The 18667-nt window shown below is 66.6% G+C and carries 17 protein-coding genes; 1 reads left to right on the forward strand and 16 read right to left on the reverse strand.

Annotated elements, in window-relative coordinates; translation table 11 throughout:
- Positions 1-11 precede the first annotated feature (11 nt).
- The 7 genes from ACNQQL_RS00285 to ACNQQL_RS00315 form a co-directional block, all read right to left on the reverse strand.
- Positions 12-2150, reverse strand: a complete 2139-nt coding sequence (locus ACNQQL_RS00285; protein ID WP_347062810.1) for a type VI secretion system Vgr family protein — start codon at positions 2148-2150, stop codon at positions 12-14.
- 133 nt (positions 2151-2283) lie between these two features.
- Complete coding sequence (gene tssF, locus ACNQQL_RS00290; RefSeq protein ID WP_347062811.1) at positions 2284-4158, reverse strand: type VI secretion system baseplate subunit TssF; 1875 nt, start codon at positions 4156-4158, stop codon at positions 2284-2286.
- 348 nt (positions 4159-4506) lie between these two features.
- A complete protein-coding gene (locus tag ACNQQL_RS00295) occupies positions 4507-5016 on the reverse strand; it encodes an OmpA family protein (RefSeq protein ID WP_204421778.1) in 510 nt (169 codons plus the stop codon).
- A gap of 85 nt (positions 5017-5101) precedes the next feature.
- A complete protein-coding gene (locus tag ACNQQL_RS00300) occupies positions 5102-6370 on the reverse strand; it encodes a diguanylate cyclase domain-containing protein (protein WP_347062812.1) in 1269 nt (422 codons plus the stop codon).
- A complete protein-coding gene (locus ACNQQL_RS00305; RefSeq protein ID WP_347062813.1) occupies positions 6367-7065 on the reverse strand; it encodes a YfiR family protein in 699 nt (232 codons plus the stop codon). The genes ACNQQL_RS00300 and ACNQQL_RS00305 overlap by 4 nt, the downstream gene beginning before the upstream one ends.
- 94 nt (positions 7066-7159) lie before the next feature.
- The gene (locus ACNQQL_RS00310) at positions 7160-7561 is read right to left on the reverse strand and encodes a hypothetical protein (RefSeq protein WP_347062814.1); all 402 of its coding nucleotides are present in this window, start codon (positions 7559-7561) and stop codon (positions 7160-7162) included.
- Positions 7562-7566: 5 nt separating this feature from the next.
- The gene (locus tag ACNQQL_RS00315) at positions 7567-7731 is read right to left on the reverse strand and encodes a hypothetical protein (protein ID WP_347062815.1); all 165 of its coding nucleotides are present in this window, start codon (positions 7729-7731) and stop codon (positions 7567-7569) included.
- A gap of 223 nt (positions 7732-7954) precedes the next feature.
- Here ACNQQL_RS00315 and ACNQQL_RS00320 point away from each other — a divergent pair, with 223 nt between their 5' ends.
- On the forward strand, positions 7955-9196 hold the full coding sequence (locus tag ACNQQL_RS00320; RefSeq protein ID WP_204421782.1) for an NAD(P)/FAD-dependent oxidoreductase: 1242 nt from the start codon (positions 7955-7957) through the stop codon (positions 9194-9196).
- Positions 9197-9227: 31 nt separating this feature from the next.
- Here the strand turns inward: ACNQQL_RS00320 and ACNQQL_RS00325 are convergent, their stop codons facing one another.
- The 9 genes from ACNQQL_RS00325 to ACNQQL_RS00365 all read right to left on the reverse strand — a co-directional run bounded on the left by ACNQQL_RS00325 (position 9228) and on the right by ACNQQL_RS00365 (position 18542).
- Positions 9228-9989, reverse strand: coding sequence for a FadR/GntR family transcriptional regulator (locus ACNQQL_RS00325; protein WP_347062816.1), 762 nt, complete (start codon positions 9987-9989; stop codon positions 9228-9230).
- A gap of 159 nt (positions 9990-10148) precedes the next feature.
- Positions 10149-11021: an amidohydrolase family protein gene (locus tag ACNQQL_RS00330; RefSeq protein ID WP_347062817.1), complete on the reverse strand. Its 873-nt coding sequence runs from the start codon at positions 11019-11021 to the stop codon at positions 10149-10151.
- Between the two features lie 85 nt (positions 11022-11106).
- Positions 11107-12048: an ABC transporter substrate-binding protein gene (locus ACNQQL_RS00335; RefSeq protein WP_204421785.1), complete on the reverse strand. Its 942-nt coding sequence runs from the start codon at positions 12046-12048 to the stop codon at positions 11107-11109.
- Positions 12049-12118: 70 nt separating this feature from the next.
- Entirely contained in the window at positions 12119-13156 is a 1038-nt protein-coding gene (locus ACNQQL_RS00340) for an ABC transporter permease (protein WP_347062818.1), read from the reverse strand.
- Positions 13157-13175: 19 nt separating this feature from the next.
- Positions 13176-14714, reverse strand: a complete 1539-nt coding sequence (locus ACNQQL_RS00345) for a sugar ABC transporter ATP-binding protein (protein WP_347062819.1) — start codon at positions 14712-14714, stop codon at positions 13176-13178.
- Between the two features lie 21 nt (positions 14715-14735).
- Complete coding sequence (locus ACNQQL_RS00350) at positions 14736-15512, reverse strand: SDR family oxidoreductase (RefSeq protein WP_347062820.1); 777 nt, start codon at positions 15510-15512, stop codon at positions 14736-14738.
- 67 nt (positions 15513-15579) lie between these two features.
- Positions 15580-16857 (reverse strand): L-fuconate dehydratase, encoded by a 1278-nt coding sequence (locus tag ACNQQL_RS00355; RefSeq protein WP_347062821.1) that lies wholly within the window; start codon positions 16855-16857, stop codon positions 15580-15582.
- 23 nt (positions 16858-16880) lie between these two features.
- A complete protein-coding gene (locus ACNQQL_RS00360) occupies positions 16881-17723 on the reverse strand; it encodes an ureidoglycolate lyase (RefSeq protein ID WP_111018759.1) in 843 nt (280 codons plus the stop codon).
- 54 nt (positions 17724-17777) lie between these two features.
- Positions 17778-18542: an SDR family oxidoreductase gene (locus ACNQQL_RS00365; protein ID WP_072441916.1), complete on the reverse strand. Its 765-nt coding sequence runs from the start codon at positions 18540-18542 to the stop codon at positions 17778-17780.
- Positions 18543-18667: the final 125 nt, after the last annotated feature.

The following is an 18667-nucleotide window of genomic DNA, read 5'->3' on the forward strand; positions in this document are numbered from 1 at the left end:
TTTTGTTCGTGTTATTTGTTGAGATCGATGCGCTGGCCGTTGACCATCACGCCGTCGTCGGTCATCAGGATCACGGAGCCCTTGTGCTCGAGGCGAATGCCTTCGGGCGCGAGCGAGATCGAGCTGTCCTGCACCTTCAGCAGGATGCCGCGCTCGGCCACGTAGACCTGCGTGCCGCCGCCCCCGTCCTTGGCAGGCGTCGTCACCTCGACGGTGGTCGCGGTCGTACTGCGCTTCTCGGCGATCGTCTCGGTCAGGTTGCCCTGCGGAATCTGCTTTTCTTCGCTACCGGTCGCCACCAGGACGGTACGCATCGGCCCGAGCACCTTGTGCGTCTCGTTGTTCTCGACGACGGTGTTCATGTCCTTCTGCGCGTGCATGAAGAATTCCTGCATGCCGTTCGTGTCGGTCATGCGGATCTCGTTCGACCCCTGCCCCTTGTGCGTCTGGCTCTTGATCCCCATCGTCTGGCCGGCGGCCCCGTGGTACGGGTTGCCCTGCTCGCCGTTGAACACGCGGCCGACGATCACGGGGTTGTCCGGATCGCCCTGATTGAACGCGACGAGCACTTCCTGCTTGATCCGCGGAATCGCGGCCGCCCCCCAACCATCGCCCGCCCACGGTTGCGACACGCGCACCCACATCGAGTCGGAGCCATCCTTCTTGCCGCGCCGGTCCCACGGGAAGTTCACCTTCACCGCGCTCCCGTTGGTGTAGATTTCCTCGCCCTTGGGACCGACGACGATCGCCGACTGCGTGCCATGAATCACCGGCTTCGGCGTCCCGCGCGGCGCACGATACGGAATCTTCTTCGGCAGCAACGCGAAGCTGTTGCGGTACGGCAGTTTTGCGCTGTGCTGCGTGTAGTCGTTCACCGCCTCGTGACGCACGTGCAGGATCACGTATTCCTGGTTGTTCTCGAGGACCGGGTGATTCGCCACGTTGACGGCGCCGGCGGTGGTCATGCGCCACGCGTAGCCGCCGCCGGTATAGCGATGGGCCTGCGCCTCCTCGGCCTCCATCGCGAAACGCGCATAGCGGTTGCCGTCGTCGCCGTGGTCGTACAGCGACTGGTGCTCGAACCGCTCGGTCGAGTCGAGCCGCGCGTGCTTGAGGTTCTGCGGGCCGGCTTCCACCAGCATCAGCGGCGACGACGGATTCTGATGATTGAAGTCGCGGAACGTAACCTTGCCGACGCCAAACCGCCGGCCTTCGTGCAACTGATCGATGCCGCTGTCCTCGCTCGCCTCGGTGGCGGCGAACGGCACGGTTGCCAGCCCGTCGATCGGGCGGAACAGCAAATTCGTGTCGCCGATCACGAGAAAGTGCTTGTCCTTCTCGTAGCGGTGCGTCCAGACCAGCCCTTCCTGCTCCATCAACCGCGCGCAGAAGTTGTAGTAGCTCTCCTGGTACATCACCACGTATTCGAGCGGTTTCTGGCTCGTCCGGATGTCGAACACGAAATCCGAAAATCCGTGCTCCTGGAAAATCTCGGTGAGGATGTCCTGCGCGGTCTTGTTCTGGAAAATTCGGCAGTCGGTCGAGCGCGTCAGGAACCAGAACCACGGCACGGCCGTCAGGTGGTACTGCGTGACATTGCCGGGATTGCCGGCCCGGTCGAACGACGCGACGTAGCCGTCGAAGTAACGGTCGTTCTCGCCGGCGCCCGATGCAACGACGCGTTCGAGCGTCGACATGCGCGCCTGCTGATCGAACCGGATCTTGACCTGCTGGCCGATCAGGTCGTCGGGGCGCAGGTCATGGCGATGCGACAGCAGGTCGAGGTGGATTTCCGGCAACCGGTTCACATACTCGTCGACGACGGCGGCGCTGACCAGGAGCACGTCCGGGCCAAGCGGCGTGTCGAGCGTGACGTAGCGATTGAGCTGGGTCAGGCGCGCGGGGTTGGCGGCGCCGTTGATCGCCTCGGCAACCGCGCCGGGCGTCTTGTCCATCAGCGAGAAGCCGGTCTGCGCGAGCTGCATCGCACGCTGGACGGTGTCGACGTGCCCGGCCAGGCCCGCGAGCGGCCCGAGGCTCCCGGCAACACTCGAGGCGACCGGGCCTGCCAGGCCGCCGAGCGCGCTCAAGGAGCCGAGCGCGCTGCCGCCCAAACCATTGGGAATACCCCCGTTCGGAGCGAAACTCATTCTTGTTCCTTGCGTGTGATCTCAGGTTCCGTGGGCCGGCTGGCCGGCCCGAAGCCCCGTTAATGTAGGACAAAATCCGACCGCGCGAAAGACGCCCGCAAACGTTTCCGTTCGAGCCCCGAAAATCGAAAAACTAGGCCAGCGGCTGGACGCCGGAGCAGGGTTGGCCGCGACGAAGCAATGCACCGGTATGCGCTGAAAACAGCACAATCTGCACGAAACTTGTTACAGGCACGTGCGGTGCGAAGCATCTCTCCATGACGTGCGCGAGCCCGCCAAGACTGAAGCCGGCGAAACGCTGCTCATCGACCACCAACCGCACTTCGAGCCCCTGTACGAACGCCGACGCAGGCTTGCCGGGCAGCCAGCGCCGAACGCGCGCGGTCGACAACGAGACGAGCGCATCGAAGCGCCGCCCGGCGTCGACCGAGGATTCCGCCCAGCGGGCGCAGAGCCGCGTCAGTTGGGCCAGACCGCCGTTGTCCAGGCGAATCGCCTGCGGCACGAGCAAAGACAATACATTCCACAGCTCTCCGTAGCGGAAAGCGGGCGGCCGGCTCCGGGTCGGCCGGTTCAGCAGCGCGATCGTCCCCACCGGATCGCCCGCGCACAACGCCAGTTCGCGTTCCCGCATTCCGGACAGGTCGCCCTGGGTACAGGACAGCCGGATCGCCAGTTTGCGACGCCCGGGATCGGCAGGTTGGCCGTCCCGGTCGATCAGTCCCAGTTCGACGCCATGGAGGAGGTCGGCAATCTCGTCCGGGGACGGTTTCTTGCCCGACTCTTTGGCCTGGGGATCGACGGGCTTCTTCGGCGCCCGCCGAGCCTCGTCGCGCAACACGGTCCAGTACAGCCCCGGATGGGTGCCCATGCCGTGCTGCAGCGAATGGAACGGTGCCAGGATCGACGTGTCCGCGTCGGAAGTCTGACGAACCGTGTCGATCGACCAGATGTTCGTCTGCGACGCGTTTTTCTGCGCAAGCGGCTTCACCGGGTAATACGCGCAACCGAGACGAGTCTCGATCGGCTCGGCGGCATCCGGGAAAAGGTTGATCACGGGCGTACAAAACAAACGTACATGCTCGGCCGTCGCGGCGGCCAGGCGTTGCGCGCGATGAGAGTCCGGATGCACGCCCGCGATCGCCAGGTGCAGCGCGACGCGACGACTGCCGCCCGCGGCCCGCTTGAGCGGTCGCATGTCGAGGTCGACAAAGTCGAAACGTTCCGGAACGGCGCAGTACTCCATCAGCAGATGAAATGGCCCGAGGGCATCGTCATGCGGCATATCGAGCAGCGCGTCGATTGGCTCGAGGCCGACGGCCGTGAACGGCATGGTCGGGAGACGCTTCCAGCGCCCGGAATCGTCCGTCTCGACGAAACCTCGCACGGCAAGAAGCAAGGCGGCGTCCGTGAGTGCCGCGACGATCTCGCGCGCGCCCGTGAAGTGCAGACGCAACCGGTCCGGCACGATCGCGAACGTGGCTTCCGTCGAAGTCAGCGCAAACGTGATGGTCAGCAAACCGGAAGTTTCGGCGGGTAACGCGACGTCTCGCGGCGCGATCGCCGACGTTGCATAACGCACCGCCGAGACGGTCAGCGGCACAATCGTGACTTCGTCCGTCGTGCGAAATACTTCCCGGCCGACCGGTGCGATCAGTTGCTCGCCGCGCGGGATGACATGGGGCCCGGTCCGTTTGCCGGTCAGGTCGCCATGAAATTGCGCAATCGCGCAGGAAGGAAATGAACGCAGGAACGCACCGTGCAGTGTATCGAGAAGGCCGTGCGTAAACGCGGGAACATCATCCTCGAGGCGGACGTCGTGAGACGACGACATCAATGCGAACGACTGCAACAGACGTTCGACGTGCGGATCGTCGGAATGCTCGCCCGTGATCGCCAGGCGAGCGGCGATTTTAGGAAAACGCTGCGAGAACGTCTGCATCGAACGACGCAGCAGCGCCATCTCGCGTTCGAAGTGCGGAAGCAAATCCTTGGGGTCGATGGCCATACACGTTCCGGTCGTCGCCGCGTTCGCCAAACCGCGATGCGGCGTTCAAAAAATCGAGCGGAACGATTCTATTCGGGTAACTGAAAATCTCGTTTCGAATTTATCCAGCGGCCTCCGGTCTTCAATCGACGCTTCAGCCAATGACCCGCGCCACATGCCGCGAACATAAAGGCCAGCTGCTTGTGGGCAAGCGCTCGGGTGTCTGCGTGTCAATGATGGCAAACAGTTACAACTGACCGCACCATGAAGTACCGATATCCGCGCTTTCAGCAACATGGTTGAGCAGCTTGCATGTCGGCAGACGACCCACGCGCAATCGTTGCGTACCCATGCGCGACGCCCCTCTCCTCACCGCGGCGAAACCACAATCGCCGCCCGCCGATTCTGCGCCCTCCCCGCCGGTGTCCGGTTATCCCCCACCGGATCGCGCTTCCCTTTCCCGACGATCGCAATGCGCTTCGCATCGAGCCCGACATCGACAAGCTCGATCGCCACGACCTCGGCCCGCCGCCTCGACAACTCGAAGTCGTAATCATCCGCCCCCTCCCGATCCGAGTACCCATAAACCCGAACCCCGTTGATCTCCGCCGACCTGAGCGTGCGCCCGATCCGCTCGACGATCCGCCGCACATCCGGCTTGAGGTTATAGCGGTCGAAATCGAACAGGATCGGCCCGGCCGAGCCGAACTCGAAACCCTGTTCGGTCTCCTGGAAACCGGCCGACTTGAGCGTCGTGACTTGCGTCTGCGTCAGCCCACGATGAAGCGGCGGTGTCTTGCAGCCCCCCAGCAGCAAACACAGCAGCAGCGCGCTCGCGACGCACATCCGCCCCGTGCTCACAGGAAACGAGTTGTTCATTTCGCATCCCCTTCGAGTGCGCCCGCATTGGGCGCGCTTTTTGTCATCCGCTGCCGCGGCCTCGCCCGCAGAGCGAAGCGATCAATCAAACCGGTCCCGCAACTCCTTCGGCCAACTGCCACGATCCTGGCCGAGCACGCTTGGCCCGGTACATTGCCGCATCTGCCGTGCGCAGCAAGCCGCTCGCGTCCGACGCATGGTCGGGATACAGCGCAATGCCGACACTCATCATGGTGGCCACCATGCGGCCGTCGGACAACTCGATCGACGGCGCCATGCCGGACAATATCTCATCGGCGATGCGACACATGCTGCCCGCATCGCGCACAGACGACAGCATCACCGCGAATTCGTCGCCGCCCAGGCGGGCGACCAGATCGGCCTCGCGCACCTGCGCGCGCAGTCGCTCGGCGATGCCGATCAGCACCGCGTCGCCGGCGTCGTGGCCGAGACAATCGTTAATCTCCTTGAAGCGGTCGCAGTCCAGATACAGGATGCCGACCCGCTGGCCCGTCGTCCGGGCTTCGCCGAGCGCAAGCGCCAGGCGCGACTCGAACTGCACGCGGTTGGGCAGGCCCGTGAGCGCATCGTGCGTCGCCTTGTATTCGAGCAACGCGTTTTCGTCGCGCAGCATGTTCTGCCAGTCTTCGAGTTCGTCGAGCAACGCGTTGAAGTCGTCGCCGAGTTCGTTCAGCTCGGCGATCGCCACGGGCTCGACCCGCTGCGCGAACGCGCGCTCGCGCCGCACGGCGTGCGCCACGCTGATCAGCGCGCGCAGCGGCGAAACGATGTTGCGCAGCAGACGCTTCGAGCTGACGTACGCGCCGATCACGCTGACCGCCAGGCAACCGAGAATGCCGCCCACGCCACCGAGCAGGAAGCCGAAGAACTGGTGCCCGCGGCCGCGCACGACGACGTGACCGACGATGATGCCGTCGTGCATCACCGGAACCGTCACGGGCCCCGGCAGCGCAAGGTCGGCGACGCCGCGCTCGAGCCGGGCGACCCCGTTTCCGGCAGGCAACTGCCACGTCGCGAACGGCTGGCCCCTGCTGTCCGTGACCACCACCTGCGCGACGTCCTCATCGCGGGCAATCATCGCGATCGCCTCGTTCGCCGCGACGCGGTCGCCGAACACGAGCGCCGCCTCGACCGTATAACCGAGCGAGCGCGCCAGCAGGTTCAGGTTGTTGCCGGCATACGCGCGCAATGCGATCACGGCGACCACGATCAACGACACGGCGGCCATCGCGACGGCAACGAACGCGAGGCGCAAATGTGCGCGACGCAACACGCTTTGCAGCGTCGGGCGCGGCACGCGCGGGGGAGAAAAGTGAGGCGCGAACCGTGTCATGGCGCCCCCGGCCGTCGCGCGAGATTGAGCACGTTCGGGTGCACGCGCACGCCGCTGCGCGCCACGGCGTCGAGATTGATGTCGAACGACACGCGTTCGCCGTCGACATTGAGACAGAACATGCCGCCTGCGGTGCAGGACGGATCGTGTTCCGAGATCGTCAGTACCGGATGGCCGGCCACCGCCGCTCTCACCCGCGTCCTCTCGTCGTCGCTCAGGGTGCCGAGGTAGACGACGTCGCAGGCCATGCCTAGCGAGCGATCGTCGAAGCGGACGCGCTGCACGTCGAGCAGCGTCGAGCCGGCCTGCAGCGTGTCGGTCAGGCCGCGCGCGTAGTCGGGCCGGCCGGTGACGCACAGATGCAGGCGGACGGGCGTCGTCGGCCAGCGCGTGAAGCTGATGATGCCGAGCACGACCTGACGCACGGCGGAGTCGTGTGACGAAATGACGGAATCGGCGGGGCTCGCGGCAGCGACGATGCGCACGGCGTCAGGCGAGCCGCCCGCATCGGCGGGAGCCCCGGCGAGCACGGCGAATGCCGCGCCGAGAACGCAAACGATTGCGATCAGCGCATGGCGCAGCGAGGCAACCCGGCCGGGCCGGCCGGATGTCGTCCGCGCGGCGATTGCCGCCGCGCCCGTTGGCGTCGTTGCAGTCGCAAGACTGGCAGCCGCCGCGTACACTCTCGCATCCATGATGGAAACATCCGCTGGCGTTGCCCCCCGGCGTTACCCTCTGCCTTCAACCATGCGCGCGCAGGCACCGTATCACGCGCATGATTCCTTCATCTTAGGTACAAAGTCGCGCGACCAACCAGTGGGAAACACCCGCGAGAATCGTCGAAACGTATGCGGAATCGGCGCTGTGCGCGACGATGCGGACGAATGCGTTACCGGGCGTCGATCCCGTCTCGACGTCGGCAAATTGACCAGCTGATTGGACGCGCGGCCGGCTCAAATTTCCTATGCTCTCCGGCGGTACGCAAGATCGTTTTGCAGCACATCCCGGGTGCCATGCGTTACCGCCTGACGGCGAGTAACCGATAAAGAAACTCAGCTCGTCGCGCCCGCCCGAATACGGATAAAGCAGCATGGTATCGCCGCCCTCCCGCTCGAAGACGGCCGAACACATGGGCGTGTTGCGGCAGAACTGCGCGACAGCCGGCAAACAATCGACGACATCGGCCCACATCCGCATCACCGATCGGCAAACACATACATGGTCCGAGGCGGCAGCAATTCACGCCACGCCACCGGCGCGTCGATGCCGGCCGGCATCTCGTCCGCCGCGATCCAGACATTGCCGTTCGCGCGGAAACGCTTCAACTCCGCCGCGCAGGCCCGTTTCGACCGCTCGATCATCGCGCGCCACCGTGAAATGCCGGCCCCGGTGCAGTCTACTGTTCCGCTTCGCCGGGCCGATCCTCAGGCGCCACGCAACACCCGCTCGAGTCCCGTCGCGTAGCACCCTGCCCTTGGTGACCCACGCCGCCGCGAGTATGCTTGCGGTTCGAACGATCCCCAACCTGGGCGCGCACACCGCACTGCGGGCGAGCGCACCGCTAACTGTCTTTCACCACCACCGATGGACTTCGACGTAATCGTTCTCGGCGCCGGCATCGTCGGCGTCTCCGCCGCGCTGCACCTGCAGGATCGCGGCCGCAAGGTCGCCCTCGTCGATCGCGGCGCGCCCGGCGAAGGCACGAGCTTCGGCAACGCGGGGCTGATCGAGCGCTCGTCGATCGAACCGTATCCGTTCCCGCGCAGCCCGTTCACGCTGATGCGCTATGCGCTGAACCGCTCGACCGATCTCTACTGGCACAGTGCGTCGCTGCCCGCGTTCGCGCCGTGGCTCGCGCGGTTCTGGTGGGAATCGGCGCCGCTGCGTCACGCGGCAGCCTCGCGCGACATGCTGCCGCTGATCGAGCGCTGCGTCGTCGAACACGACGCGCTGATCGCGCGGGCCGGTGCCGGGGAACTCGTGCGCGCGAGCGGCTGGCTCGAAGCCTTTCGCACGCCGGCCGCGTTCGAACGCAGCGTGGCAGAGGCAGGACTCACCGCGCGCCGCCACGGGCTCGGCATCACGCCGCTCGATGCCGCCGCGCTGCTCGCGCACGAACCGAGCCTCGCACCGGGCTTCTGCGGCGCGCTGCACTGGCTCGATCCGAAAAGCGTCGTCGATCCGTCCGCGCTCGTCAAAGCGTACGCGCAGCTCTTCGTGCAAGGCGGCGGCACGCTGCTGACCGGCGACGCCGCGAGCCTCGACGCGCTGTCGCCCGGCTGGCAGGTCAGCACGCAGGACGGCACGGCTGCCGCACCAGCCGTCGTCGTCGCGCTCGGCCCGTGGTCCGACACGGTGTTCGGCAAGTTCGGCTACAAGATTCCGCTGCGCGAGAAGCGCGGCTATCACATGCACTACGCGCCGTCCGCGCGCGGCGTGCCGTCGGCGCCGATCGTCGATCGCGAATACGGCTACGTGATCGCGCCGATGCGGCGCGGGCTGCGGCTGACGACCGGCGTCGAGATCGCGCGGCGCGGCGTGCCGCCGACCGGCGTGCAGCTCGAACGCGCGGAACGCGTCGCGCGGCCCGTGTTCGGCTTCGGCGAGCGGCTCGACCCGCAGCCGTGGCTCGGCTTCCGGCCATGCACGCCCGACATGCGCCCGGTGATAGGCCCCGCGCCCGCGCATCGCGGGCTGTGGTTCTCGTTCGGGCACAACCATCACGGGCTGACGCTCGGCCCCGTCACCGGCCGGCTGCTGGCCGAGATGATGACGGGCGAGACGCCCTTCACCGATCCGGCGCCCTATCGCGCCGACCGCTTCTGATTCCGAGCGCGTAGAAGATCAACGCACGCGCTCAGTCGAGCGCGCGGCCGAAGATGCGGATCACTTCGTCGAGATGGTCGGCCATCGCGCGGCGCGCGGCCTCCGGGTCGCGCGCGCGGATCGCGTCGAGGATCGCGCGGTGTTCCAGTTCCGACCGGTGCGGCATGTCGTTCGGCATGTACAGCGACTGCAGCCGCTGGAACATCGGGTCGTACTTGTGCGCGAGCAACTGCTTGATCATCAACGCATATGCGGGGTTGTCGCTCGCTTCCGCGATGCGGATATGGAACAGCCGGTCGCCCGGATGCGTGAGCGAACCGCTGCGGTTGTCGTCCTGATTGCGCAGGAACGCTTCGTGGATCCCTTCGATCTGCTCGTCCGAACCGTGCTGCGCGGCGAGCGACGCGGCTTCCGGTTCGATCAGGCGGCGCGCCTGCAACAGCGCGAACGGCGGGATTTCGGTGTCGAGGTCGAGCGCGATGCCGAGTTCGGGATCGATCTCGACGATCGTGAAAGGCGCGGCCTTCGCTTCGGGTTCGGGCACGGGCGCGACTGCCGCTTCGGGATGGCGCACCTTCACGCCGTCGCCGACGCGCACGCTGACGAGCCCGCTCACTTCGAGCGCGATCAGCGCTTCGCGCACCGACGTGCGCGACACGCCGAACCGTTCGGCCAGTTCGCGCTCGGGCGGCAGATAGCTGCCCGGCGGAAAATCACCGGACTCGATCATCGCACTGAGCTTGTCGGCGATCTGCTGGTAGAGGCGGCGGTTCTGAATCGGCTGGATGGACATACGTTTGACGCTGGTAATCGGTTTCGGTCCGACGAATCGCGCAGACCGTTCGCGCCTATTTTATATGCCGGCGCCTGTGCGCCGGCCTGCGCATCGATGCGGCTGCAACCATCGATACGCCACCGTGCCCGCCGGCAGTTGTCCGACGAAGCCGCGCACTCACGCCGCCACCCCGTAACACTGCGCGGCAGTGCCGCCCCACAGCGCGTTGCGCTCGGCCGCCGACAGCCGCGATTCGGCCCAGCGCTCGACGATCGACGCGACTTCGTCATACGACGCGGCAAGCAGGCACACGGGCCAGTCCGACCCGAACATCAGCCGCTGCGGCCCGAACGCGTCGAGCGCCGCATCGAGGCACTGCTCGATATGCCGGACGTCCTGCGCGCGCAGGCCGCGCCGCCAGTCGGTCTCGGTCACGAGCCCCGACAGCTTGCACGCGACATGCGGCATCGCGCCCAGTTCGCGCAGCTCGGCGCGCCAGCGCGCGAACGCGGTTTCGTCGCGCTCGAACTCGGCCAGCGCCGGCTTGCCGACGTGATCGAGCACGAGCCAGTGCGCATCCTGCCGCGCGCAGAATGCGCGCACGTCCGGCAACTGGCGCTCGAACACGAGCACGTCGTACACATAGCCGTTCGCCTGCAGCCACGCGACGCCGCGATTGAAGCCGGGATCCGCGACGAACGCGCCCGCATCGGCTTCGTCCTGCACCTGGTGACGAAAGCCGCGCAGCTTCGGGCTGCGCCATTCGGCGATACGGTCGGCAAGCTGCGGCGCGCCGAGATCCTCCCAGCCGACCACTGCCGCGATGCGTGCGTCGTCGCGCGCGAGATCGAGCAGGAACGCCGTCTCGTCGCGCCCGGCACGCGCCTGCACCGCGATCGACGCGCCGAGCGCCTGCGCATGCATCAGCGGCCACAGCGCGTCGGGCAGATAGTCGCGCGCCAGCACGCCCATGCCGGCGCCAATCCACGGATAGTCGGCCGCGCGATAACGCCAGAAGTGCTGATGGGAATCGATACGCACTGAGCCCATGATGTCCTCGTGTTCCGCCGTCACATGCCGTCACGCGCCGCCGCGCCCGCTACCCGCCGCGAGCGGCGACGCCATGACACGGCAATCAGTCGTACAACGCCGCCGCGACCTTCGGATCGTCGATATTGGTCTTGTCGTACCAATAGAAACCGGTATCGATGACCTTCGGCAGCTTCTCGCCCTTGATCGCCTTCACGGCCGCCTCGACCGTCTTGTAGCCGATCCCGACCGGGTTCTGCGTGATCGCGCCGGCCATCAGCCCGCTGCGGATCGCGTCCTTCTGCTGCTTGCCGGAATCGTAGCCGACGATCACGACCTTGCGCTTCATCTCGCGCACGCCGTTGACCACGCCGATCGCCGAGCCTTCGTTGGTGCCGAACAGCCCCTTGAGCTTCGGATACCCCTGCAGGATCGACTTCGTCACCTCGGTCGACTTCAGCTGGTCGCCTTCGCCGTACTGCACGGTCACGACCTTCACCTTCGGGTGCGCCGACTTCATGCGTTCGAGAAAGCCGTCGCGGCGGTCGATGCCGGTGCGGCTCGTCTGGTCATGCGCGACCACGGCCACCTCGCCTTCGTCGCCGATCAGCGCGGCGAGCTTGTCGGCAGCCAACGACGCGGCGGCCTTGTTGTTGGTCGCGGCGGTCGTCACCGGGATGTCGCTGTCGACGCCCGAGTCGAACGCGATCACCGGAATCTTCTCGGCCTGCGCCTTCTTCAGCAACGGCAGCGCGGCCTTGCTGTCGAGCGCCGCGAAACCGAGCGCGGCCGGCTTCTTCGCGATCGCGGCCGACAGCATGTCGATCTGCTTGTCGACCATCGCCTCGGTCTCGGGCCCTTCGAACGTCACCTTCACCTTGTAGTCCTTCGCGGCCTGCATCGCGCCCGATTTCACGGCCTGCCAGAATTGATGCTGGAAGCCCTTCGAGATCAGCGGGATGTAGGTTTCCTGCGCCTGCGCGCCGGCCGTCACGCCGACGGCGAACGTCAGCCCGACGATCGCGTTCAACACCTTGCTCCTGATCACTTCGCGTCTCCTTGGTTGGTATCTGCTGGGATGCCGGCCGGGCCGGCGGTGAAGCGGATGCTCTTGCGCGTCAGCGGCGGCGCCGGCGCAGGATGTCGACGTAGACGGCGAGGATGATGATCACGCCCGTCACGACGGTCTGCCATTCCTGCGCGACCGACATGATGCGCAGGCCGTTGGTCAGCACGCTCATGATGAACGCGCCGATGATGGTGCCGACGATGCTGCCCGCGCCGCCCGACAGCGACGTGCCGCCGATCACGACGGCCGCGATCGCATCGAGCTCGTAGCCCTGCCCGAGCGCGGGCTGCGCGGAATTCAGCCGCGACGCGATCAGGAGCCCGGCGATCCCGCACACCGCGCCGCTGAACGTGTAGACCGCGATCTTCCACGCGTCGACGTTCACGCCGGACAACCGCAGCGCTTCCTCGTTGCTGCCGAGCGCGAACGTGTAGCGGCCGAAGATCGTCCGGTTCAGCACGATCGACGCGCCGACCGCGACGAGAAACAGGATCAGCACCGCGTTCGGAATCGGCAGCGCGGGAATCAGGTTGCCGATCAGCGAATCCTGCGCAATCGACGTGAAGCCCGGCGTGTCGTTGAAGTAGATCGGCCGCGTGCCCGAGATCACCAGCGACAGCCCCTTGAGCAGCATCATCATGCCGAGCGTCGCGATGAACGGCGGCACCTTCATCTTCGCGATCACGAAGCCCGACACGCAGCCGGACAGCGCGCCGAAGCACAGCGCGGCCAGGATCCCGAGCGGCAGCGGCATCCCCCACTTCGTCAGCACGACGCCGGCCATCACCGCGCAGAACGTCATCAGCGTGCCGACCGACAGGTCGATGCCAGACGTGATGATCACGTACGTACAGGCGACGGCCAGCACGCCGTTCACGGCGGTTGCCTGCAGGATCGTGACGAGGTTGTCGACTTCGAGGAAGTTCGGCGACGCGATGCTGAAGAACACGATCAGCAGCACGAGGCTCGCGAACGCGAGCAGCTTCTGACGCGCGGCCGGGTTGAAGAAGCGGGCGCGGAAGCCGGATGCGCCGGCCGGCGAATCGCCGGAAGCGAGGGGCGGAACGTGATGCGTATCGTTGGACATGATCGGGTAAGCGTCTGAATCAGGACAATACGGTCGACTCGCGCTGCGTCGCGAGCTGCATGATCTTTTCCTGCGTGGCGTCGGCCGCGCGCAATTCACCGGTCACGCGGCCTTCGCACATCACGAGAATCCGGTGGCTCATGCGCAGCACCTCGGGCAGTTCCGACGAGATCATCACGATCGCCTTGCCGTCCGCGGCGAGCGCGTCGAGCAGCTTGTAGATCTCGCTTTTCGCGCCGACGTCGATGCCGCGCGTCGGCTCGTCGAAGAACAGGATGTCGCAGTCGCGCAGCAGCCATTTCGCAATCACGATCTTCTGCTGGTTGCCGCCCGACAGCAGCCGCGCGGGCTGCGCGACCGACGGCGTGCGAATCGCGAGCTGCCGCACGTACGCCTGCGCGGTGTCGCGCATCTTGCGCGCATCGAGAAACATGCCGCGGCGCACGAAACGGCGCATGCTCGACAACGCGATGTTGTTCTGCACGTCCATCCCAACCGCGAGCCCGAAGTGCTTGCGATCCTCGGACAGGTAGCCGATTCCGTGCGCGACCGCGTCGGCCGGCGTGCGGATCGTCACGGTCTTGCCGTGCACGCGGATCTCGCCCGCGTCGACCGGGTCCGCACCGAACACCGCGCGCGCGACCTCGGTGCGGCCCGCGCCCATCAGCCCCGCGAAGCCGAGGATCTCGCCGCGCCGCAGCGTGAACCCGACATCGCGGATCGCGCGGCCGCGCGACAACCCGCGCACTTCGAGCGCGACGTCGTTCGCGGACGTATCGGGCGGCGTGCGGTGCTCCGCATCGAGCTGGCGGCCGACCATCATCGCGATGATCGCGTCCATCGACGTTTCCGCCATCGGTACTGTCGCGACGTACTTGCCGTCGCGCATCACGGTCACGCGATCGGCGATCTGGCGCAGCTCGTCCATCTTGTGCGAGATGTAGACGATGCCGACGCCGTGCGCGCGCAAATCGCGGATGATGCGGAACAGCTCGGCGATCTCCGCGTTGTTGAGCGCGGCGGTCGGCTCGTCCATGATCAGCACGCGCGAGTCGAACGACAGCGCCTTCGCGATCTCGACCATCTGCTGCTTCGCGACCGTCAGTCGGCCGACCGGCGTGCGCGGGTCGAGATCGAGCCGCATCCGTTGGAAGATCGCGGCCGCGTCGCGGTTCAGTTTGTCTTCGTCGACGAACACGCCGAAGCGGCCGCGCGGCTCGCGGCCGATGAAGATGTTCTGCGCGACGCTCAGGTGGTTCATCAGGTTCAGTTCCTGATGGATGATGCCGATCCCGAGCGCCTGCGCGGTGCGCGGGTCAGCGATCTCCACCGCACGACCCTCCATCAGGATTTCGCCGTCGTCGCGCTGATACACGCCCGCGAGGATCTTCATCAGCGTCGATTTGCCGGCGCCGTTCTCGCCCATCAGTGCATGCACTTCGCCGGCATGCAGGTCGAAACGGCAGTCGTCGAGCGCCTGCACGCCCGGAAAGCGCTTGCCGATGCCGCTCAACGCAATCAGCGGCGGCGCGGCGTTCAGGTTCGGGTCGGGTTGCATGGGGTCGGGATTCCGGTGCATTCAGCCGATCGCGCGGTCGAGATGCGTATAACCGCCATCGACGAACAACCACTGGCCCGTCGTGTGCGATGCGCGCGCCGACAGCAGGAACACGGTCGTATCGGCGATCTCGTCGGCCGTCGTGAAGCGCTTGCCGAGCGGCACCTTGCCGGCGATTTCGGCGAGCTTCGCATCGGGATCGTCGAAGCCGGCGAGCCAGTTCCTGTAAAGCGGCGTCATCACTTCGGCCGGGATCACCGCGTTCACACGCACGCCGTCGTCGCGCAACGCGACGGCCCATTCGCGCGTCAACGCGAGCTGCGCGCCCTTCGACGCGCAATAGCCGCTCGTGTTGCCCTGCCCGGTGACCGCCGTCTTCGACGAGATGTTGACGATCGCGCCGCGCGCCGCCTTCAGGTGCGGCACGCAGTAGTGCGCCATCACGTAGTAGTGGATCAGGTTGCGTTCGAGCGATGCGACGAATGCGTCGCGCCCGGCGTCGAGGCCGATGCTGTCGTTGATGCCCGCGTTGTTGACGAGGCCGTCGATGCGGCCGAAACGCGCGACGGTCTGCGCGACCGCATCGCGGCATTGCGCGTCGTCCTGCAGTTCGACCGACACGCACGCGGCGTGCGGCTGCTTCTGTACAAGCTCGCGCCAGAACGCGTCGTCGGGCGTGTGGCGCGCGAACACCACCGGAATCGCGCCTTCGCCGGCGAGCCGCATCGAGATCGCGGCGCCGATGCCCGAGGCACCGCCGGTCACGATCACGACCTTGTCTTGCAGGTTCAAATCCACTTCGCGTCTCCGTCGTTCATGTTGTCGCCGCGCACGACGCGCGTCGTGCAACGTGCGTCGCCGTGCTTCAGCCGCGGAACAGGTACTGCTCCAGCGATTCGGGCTTCATCTCGATCGAGAAGCCGGGCGCCGTCGGCGGCATGTACGCCGCGCCGCGCACCACGCACGGCTCGACGAAATGCTCGTGCAGGTGATCGACGTATTCGGTCACGCGCCCTTCCTTCGTGCCGGAAATGCACACGTAGTCGATCATCGACAGGTGCTGCACGTACTCGCACAACCCGACGCCGCCCGCATGCGGGCACACGGGCAGCCCGTACTTCGCGGCCATCAGCATCACCGCGAGAATCTCGTTCACGCCGCCGAGCCGGCACGCGTCGATCTGCACGACGTCGATCGCGCCGCGCGCGATGAACTGCTTGAACAGCACGCGGTTCTGGCACATCTCGCCGGTCGCGACCTGCACGGGCGCGATCGCCTTGCGGATCTTGCGATGCCCTTCGACGTCGTCGGGGCTCGTCGGCTCCTCGATGAACCACGGCCGCGCGAACGCGAGCTCGCGCACCCAGTCGATCGCCTCGTCGACTTCCCACACCTGGTTCGCATCGATCATCAGCTTGCGATCCGGACCGATTACCTCGCGCGCGATCGTCACGCGGCGGATGTCGTCCTCGAGGTTCGCGCCGACCTTCAGCTTCACGTAGTCGAACCCCGCGTCGACGGCCTCGCGGCACAGCCGGCGCAGCTTGTCGTCGCTGTAGCCGAGCCAGCCGGCCGACGTCGTGTAGCACGGGTAGCCGTCGCGCTCCAGCGTCGCGATCCGCGCGGCCTTGCCGGGCGCCTGCCGGCGCAGCAGGTCGAGCGCTTCGTCCGGCGTCAGGCAGTCGGTCAGGTAGCGGAAGTCGATCGCGCGCACCAGCTCCTCGGGGCTCATGTCGGCGACGAGCCGCCACAGCGGCTTGCCCACCGCCTTCGCCCACAGATCCCACACCGCGTTGACGATGGCGCCGGTCGCCAGATGGATCGCGCCCTTGTCGGGGCCGATCCAGCGCAACTGGCTGTCCGACGTGACGTGCCGCCAGAAGCGACCCATGTCCTCGCGGATCCAGTCGAGGTCGAGGCCGACGACGAGGTGGCGCATCGCGTCGATCGCCGCGCAGCAGATTTCGTTGCCGCGCCCGATGGTGAACGTGAGCCCGTGACCTTCGAGCCCGTCGCGGTCGGTTTCGAGCACGACGTAGGCCGCCGAATAATCGGGGTCCGGATTCATCGCATCGGAGCCGTCGAGCTGGCGCGAGGTCGGAAAGCGCACGTCGAGGACGCGCATCGATCGAATGATAGGCATGACGAACCGTCCGTTAAAGGAAATCAGGCCTGCACGGTGCGCTGGCGCTGCTCGCCGAGCCCGTCGATGCCGAGCGTGATCACCTGCCCGGCGCGCAGATAGACGGGCGGCTTCTGCCCGAGGCCGACGCCCGGCGGCGTGCCGGTGGAAATCACGTCGCCCGGCTGCAGGCTCATGAAGCGGCTCAGGTAGCTGATCAGGTGCGGCACGCGGAACACCATCGTCGCGGTCGTGCCGTTCTGGTAGCGGTGGCCGTCGACGTCGAGCCACAGCCGCAACGCATGCGGATCGGGCACTTCGTCGGCCGTCACGAGCCACGGGCCGAGCGGGCCGAACGTGTCGTTGCCCTTGCCCTTGTCCCACGTGCCGCCGCGCTCGAGCTGGTATTCGCGCTCCGACACGTCGTTCACGACGCAGTAGCCGGCGACGTGCGACAGCGCGTCGGCTTCGTCGATATAGCGGCCGCCCCGGCCGATCACCACGCCGAGCTCGACTTCCCAGTCGGTCTTCTCCGAGCCGCGCGGGATCTCGACGTCGTCGTTCGGCCCCGAGATCGCGCTCGTCCACTTGCCGAACACGACGGGCTCCTTCGGCACCTCCATCCCCGATTCGGCCGCGTGATCGGAATAGTTGAGCCCGATGCAGATGAACTTGCCGACGCGCCCGACGCACGCGCCGAGCCGCGGCGTGCCTTCGACGAGCGGCAGCGACGACGGCGGAATGTCGCGCAGCCGCGCGAGCGAGGCCGGCGACAGCGCGTCGCCGGCGATGTCGTCGATCACGCCGGACAGGTCGCGGATGTGGCCCTGCGCATCGAGCAGGCCCGGTTTTTCATGGTGTTTGTCGCCAAATCTCAGCAGTTTCATATCGTCTGAACCGAAACGGAAAGTGAATGGGAAGGCGCGGTCAGCTTGACACGGTCAGTTTGACCAGCCGCCGTCGATCAGGTGAATGGCGCCGGTGGTAAATGCGGATTCGTCGGATGCCAGATAGGTTGCCAGCGCGGCGATCTCGTCCGCCGTACCGACGCGCCCCATCGGCTGGCGCGCGACAAATGCGGCGCGCACCGCGTCGATGGTCGTGTTCTGCGTCCGCGCCTGCTCGGCGATACGGGCCTCGAGCGAAGGCGACTCGACCGTGCCGGGGCAGATCGCGTTGCAACGAATGCCTTGACCGACAAAATCGGCGGCCACCGCCTTGGTCAGGCCGATCACGGCCGCCTTGGTGGTGCCGTACACGAAGCGGTTCGGCACGCCCTTCACGCTCGACGCGGCCGACGACATGTTGACGATCGACGCGCCGCCCGCCGCGAGCATCGCGGGCAGCAGCGTGCGGATCAGCCGGTACATCGACGTGACGTTCAGGTTCAGCGAAAACGCCCACGCGTCGTCGTCGCAGTCGAGGATCGAGCCGTGATGCACGTAGCCCGCGCAGTTGAACAGCACGTCGAACGCGCGTTCGCTCGCGGCGAGCGCCGCGACGTCGTTCGCATCGGTGACGTCGAGCCGCCGCGTGGTCAGCCGGCCGCCCGCGCGTTCGGCGTCGGCCGCGAGCCGCACGAGCGCGGCTTCGTTGATGTCGGTCGCCAGCACGTCGGCGCCCTCGCTTGCGAACCGCAGCGCGGTCGCGCGGCCGATGCCCTGCCCGGCCGCCGTCACCAGCGCCCGCTTGCCCTGCAATCTCATGAGCACCTCTCCCGTAAAAGCCGGCCGCCAGTCGGCCGATTGGCACAAAGGACTAAAGGTCCAACCAATCATAGGAAGTGATTGCGCGTTTGTCACGAATTTGGGATTCAGTATTTACCCGGGCA

The sequence above is a fragment of the Burkholderia sp. LFS061 genome (assembly GCF_047978125.1).
In the GTDB taxonomy this organism is placed as follows: domain Bacteria; phylum Pseudomonadota; class Gammaproteobacteria; order Burkholderiales; family Burkholderiaceae; genus Burkholderia; species Burkholderia pyrrocinia_C.

Excerpts from the sequence above, each read along its gene's own strand:
- ACNQQL_RS00285 (WP_347062810.1), bottom strand. The coding sequence starts at position 2,150 with ATGAGTTTCGCTCCGAACGGGGGTATTCCCAATGGTTTGGGCGGCAGC.
- tssF (WP_347062811.1), bottom strand. The coding sequence starts at position 4,158 with ATGGCCATCGACCCCAAGGATTTGCTTCCGCACTTCGAACGCGAGATG.
- ACNQQL_RS00295 (WP_204421778.1), bottom strand. The coding sequence starts at position 5,016 with ATGAACAACTCGTTTCCTGTGAGCACGGGGCGGATGTGCGTCGCGAGC.
- ACNQQL_RS00300 (WP_347062812.1), bottom strand. The coding sequence starts at position 6,370 with ATGACACGGTTCGCGCCTCACTTTTCTCCCCCGCGCGTGCCGCGCCCG.
- ACNQQL_RS00305 (WP_347062813.1), bottom strand. The coding sequence starts at position 7,065 with ATGGATGCGAGAGTGTACGCGGCGGCTGCCAGTCTTGCGACTGCAACG.
- ACNQQL_RS00310 (WP_347062814.1), bottom strand. The coding sequence starts at position 7,561 with ATGTGGGCCGATGTCGTCGATTGTTTGCCGGCTGTCGCGCAGTTCTGC.
- ACNQQL_RS00315 (WP_347062815.1), bottom strand. The coding sequence starts at position 7,731 with ATGATCGAGCGGTCGAAACGGGCCTGCGCGGCGGAGTTGAAGCGTTTC.
- ACNQQL_RS00320 (WP_204421782.1), top strand. The coding sequence starts at position 7,955 with ATGGACTTCGACGTAATCGTTCTCGGCGCCGGCATCGTCGGCGTCTCC.
- ACNQQL_RS00325 (WP_347062816.1), bottom strand. The coding sequence starts at position 9,989 with ATGTCCATCCAGCCGATTCAGAACCGCCGCCTCTACCAGCAGATCGCC.
- ACNQQL_RS00330 (WP_347062817.1), bottom strand. The coding sequence starts at position 11,021 with ATGGGCTCAGTGCGTATCGATTCCCATCAGCACTTCTGGCGTTATCGC.
- ACNQQL_RS00340 (WP_347062818.1), bottom strand. The coding sequence starts at position 13,156 with ATGTCCAACGATACGCATCACGTTCCGCCCCTCGCTTCCGGCGATTCG.
- ACNQQL_RS00345 (WP_347062819.1), bottom strand. The coding sequence starts at position 14,714 with ATGCAACCCGACCCGAACCTGAACGCCGCGCCGCCGCTGATTGCGTTG.
- ACNQQL_RS00355 (WP_347062821.1), bottom strand. The coding sequence starts at position 16,857 with ATGCCTATCATTCGATCGATGCGCGTCCTCGACGTGCGCTTTCCGACC.
- ACNQQL_RS00360 (WP_111018759.1), bottom strand. The coding sequence starts at position 17,723 with ATGAAACTGCTGAGATTTGGCGACAAACACCATGAAAAACCGGGCCTG.
- ACNQQL_RS00365 (WP_072441916.1), bottom strand. The coding sequence starts at position 18,542 with ATGAGATTGCAGGGCAAGCGGGCGCTGGTGACGGCGGCCGGGCAGGGC.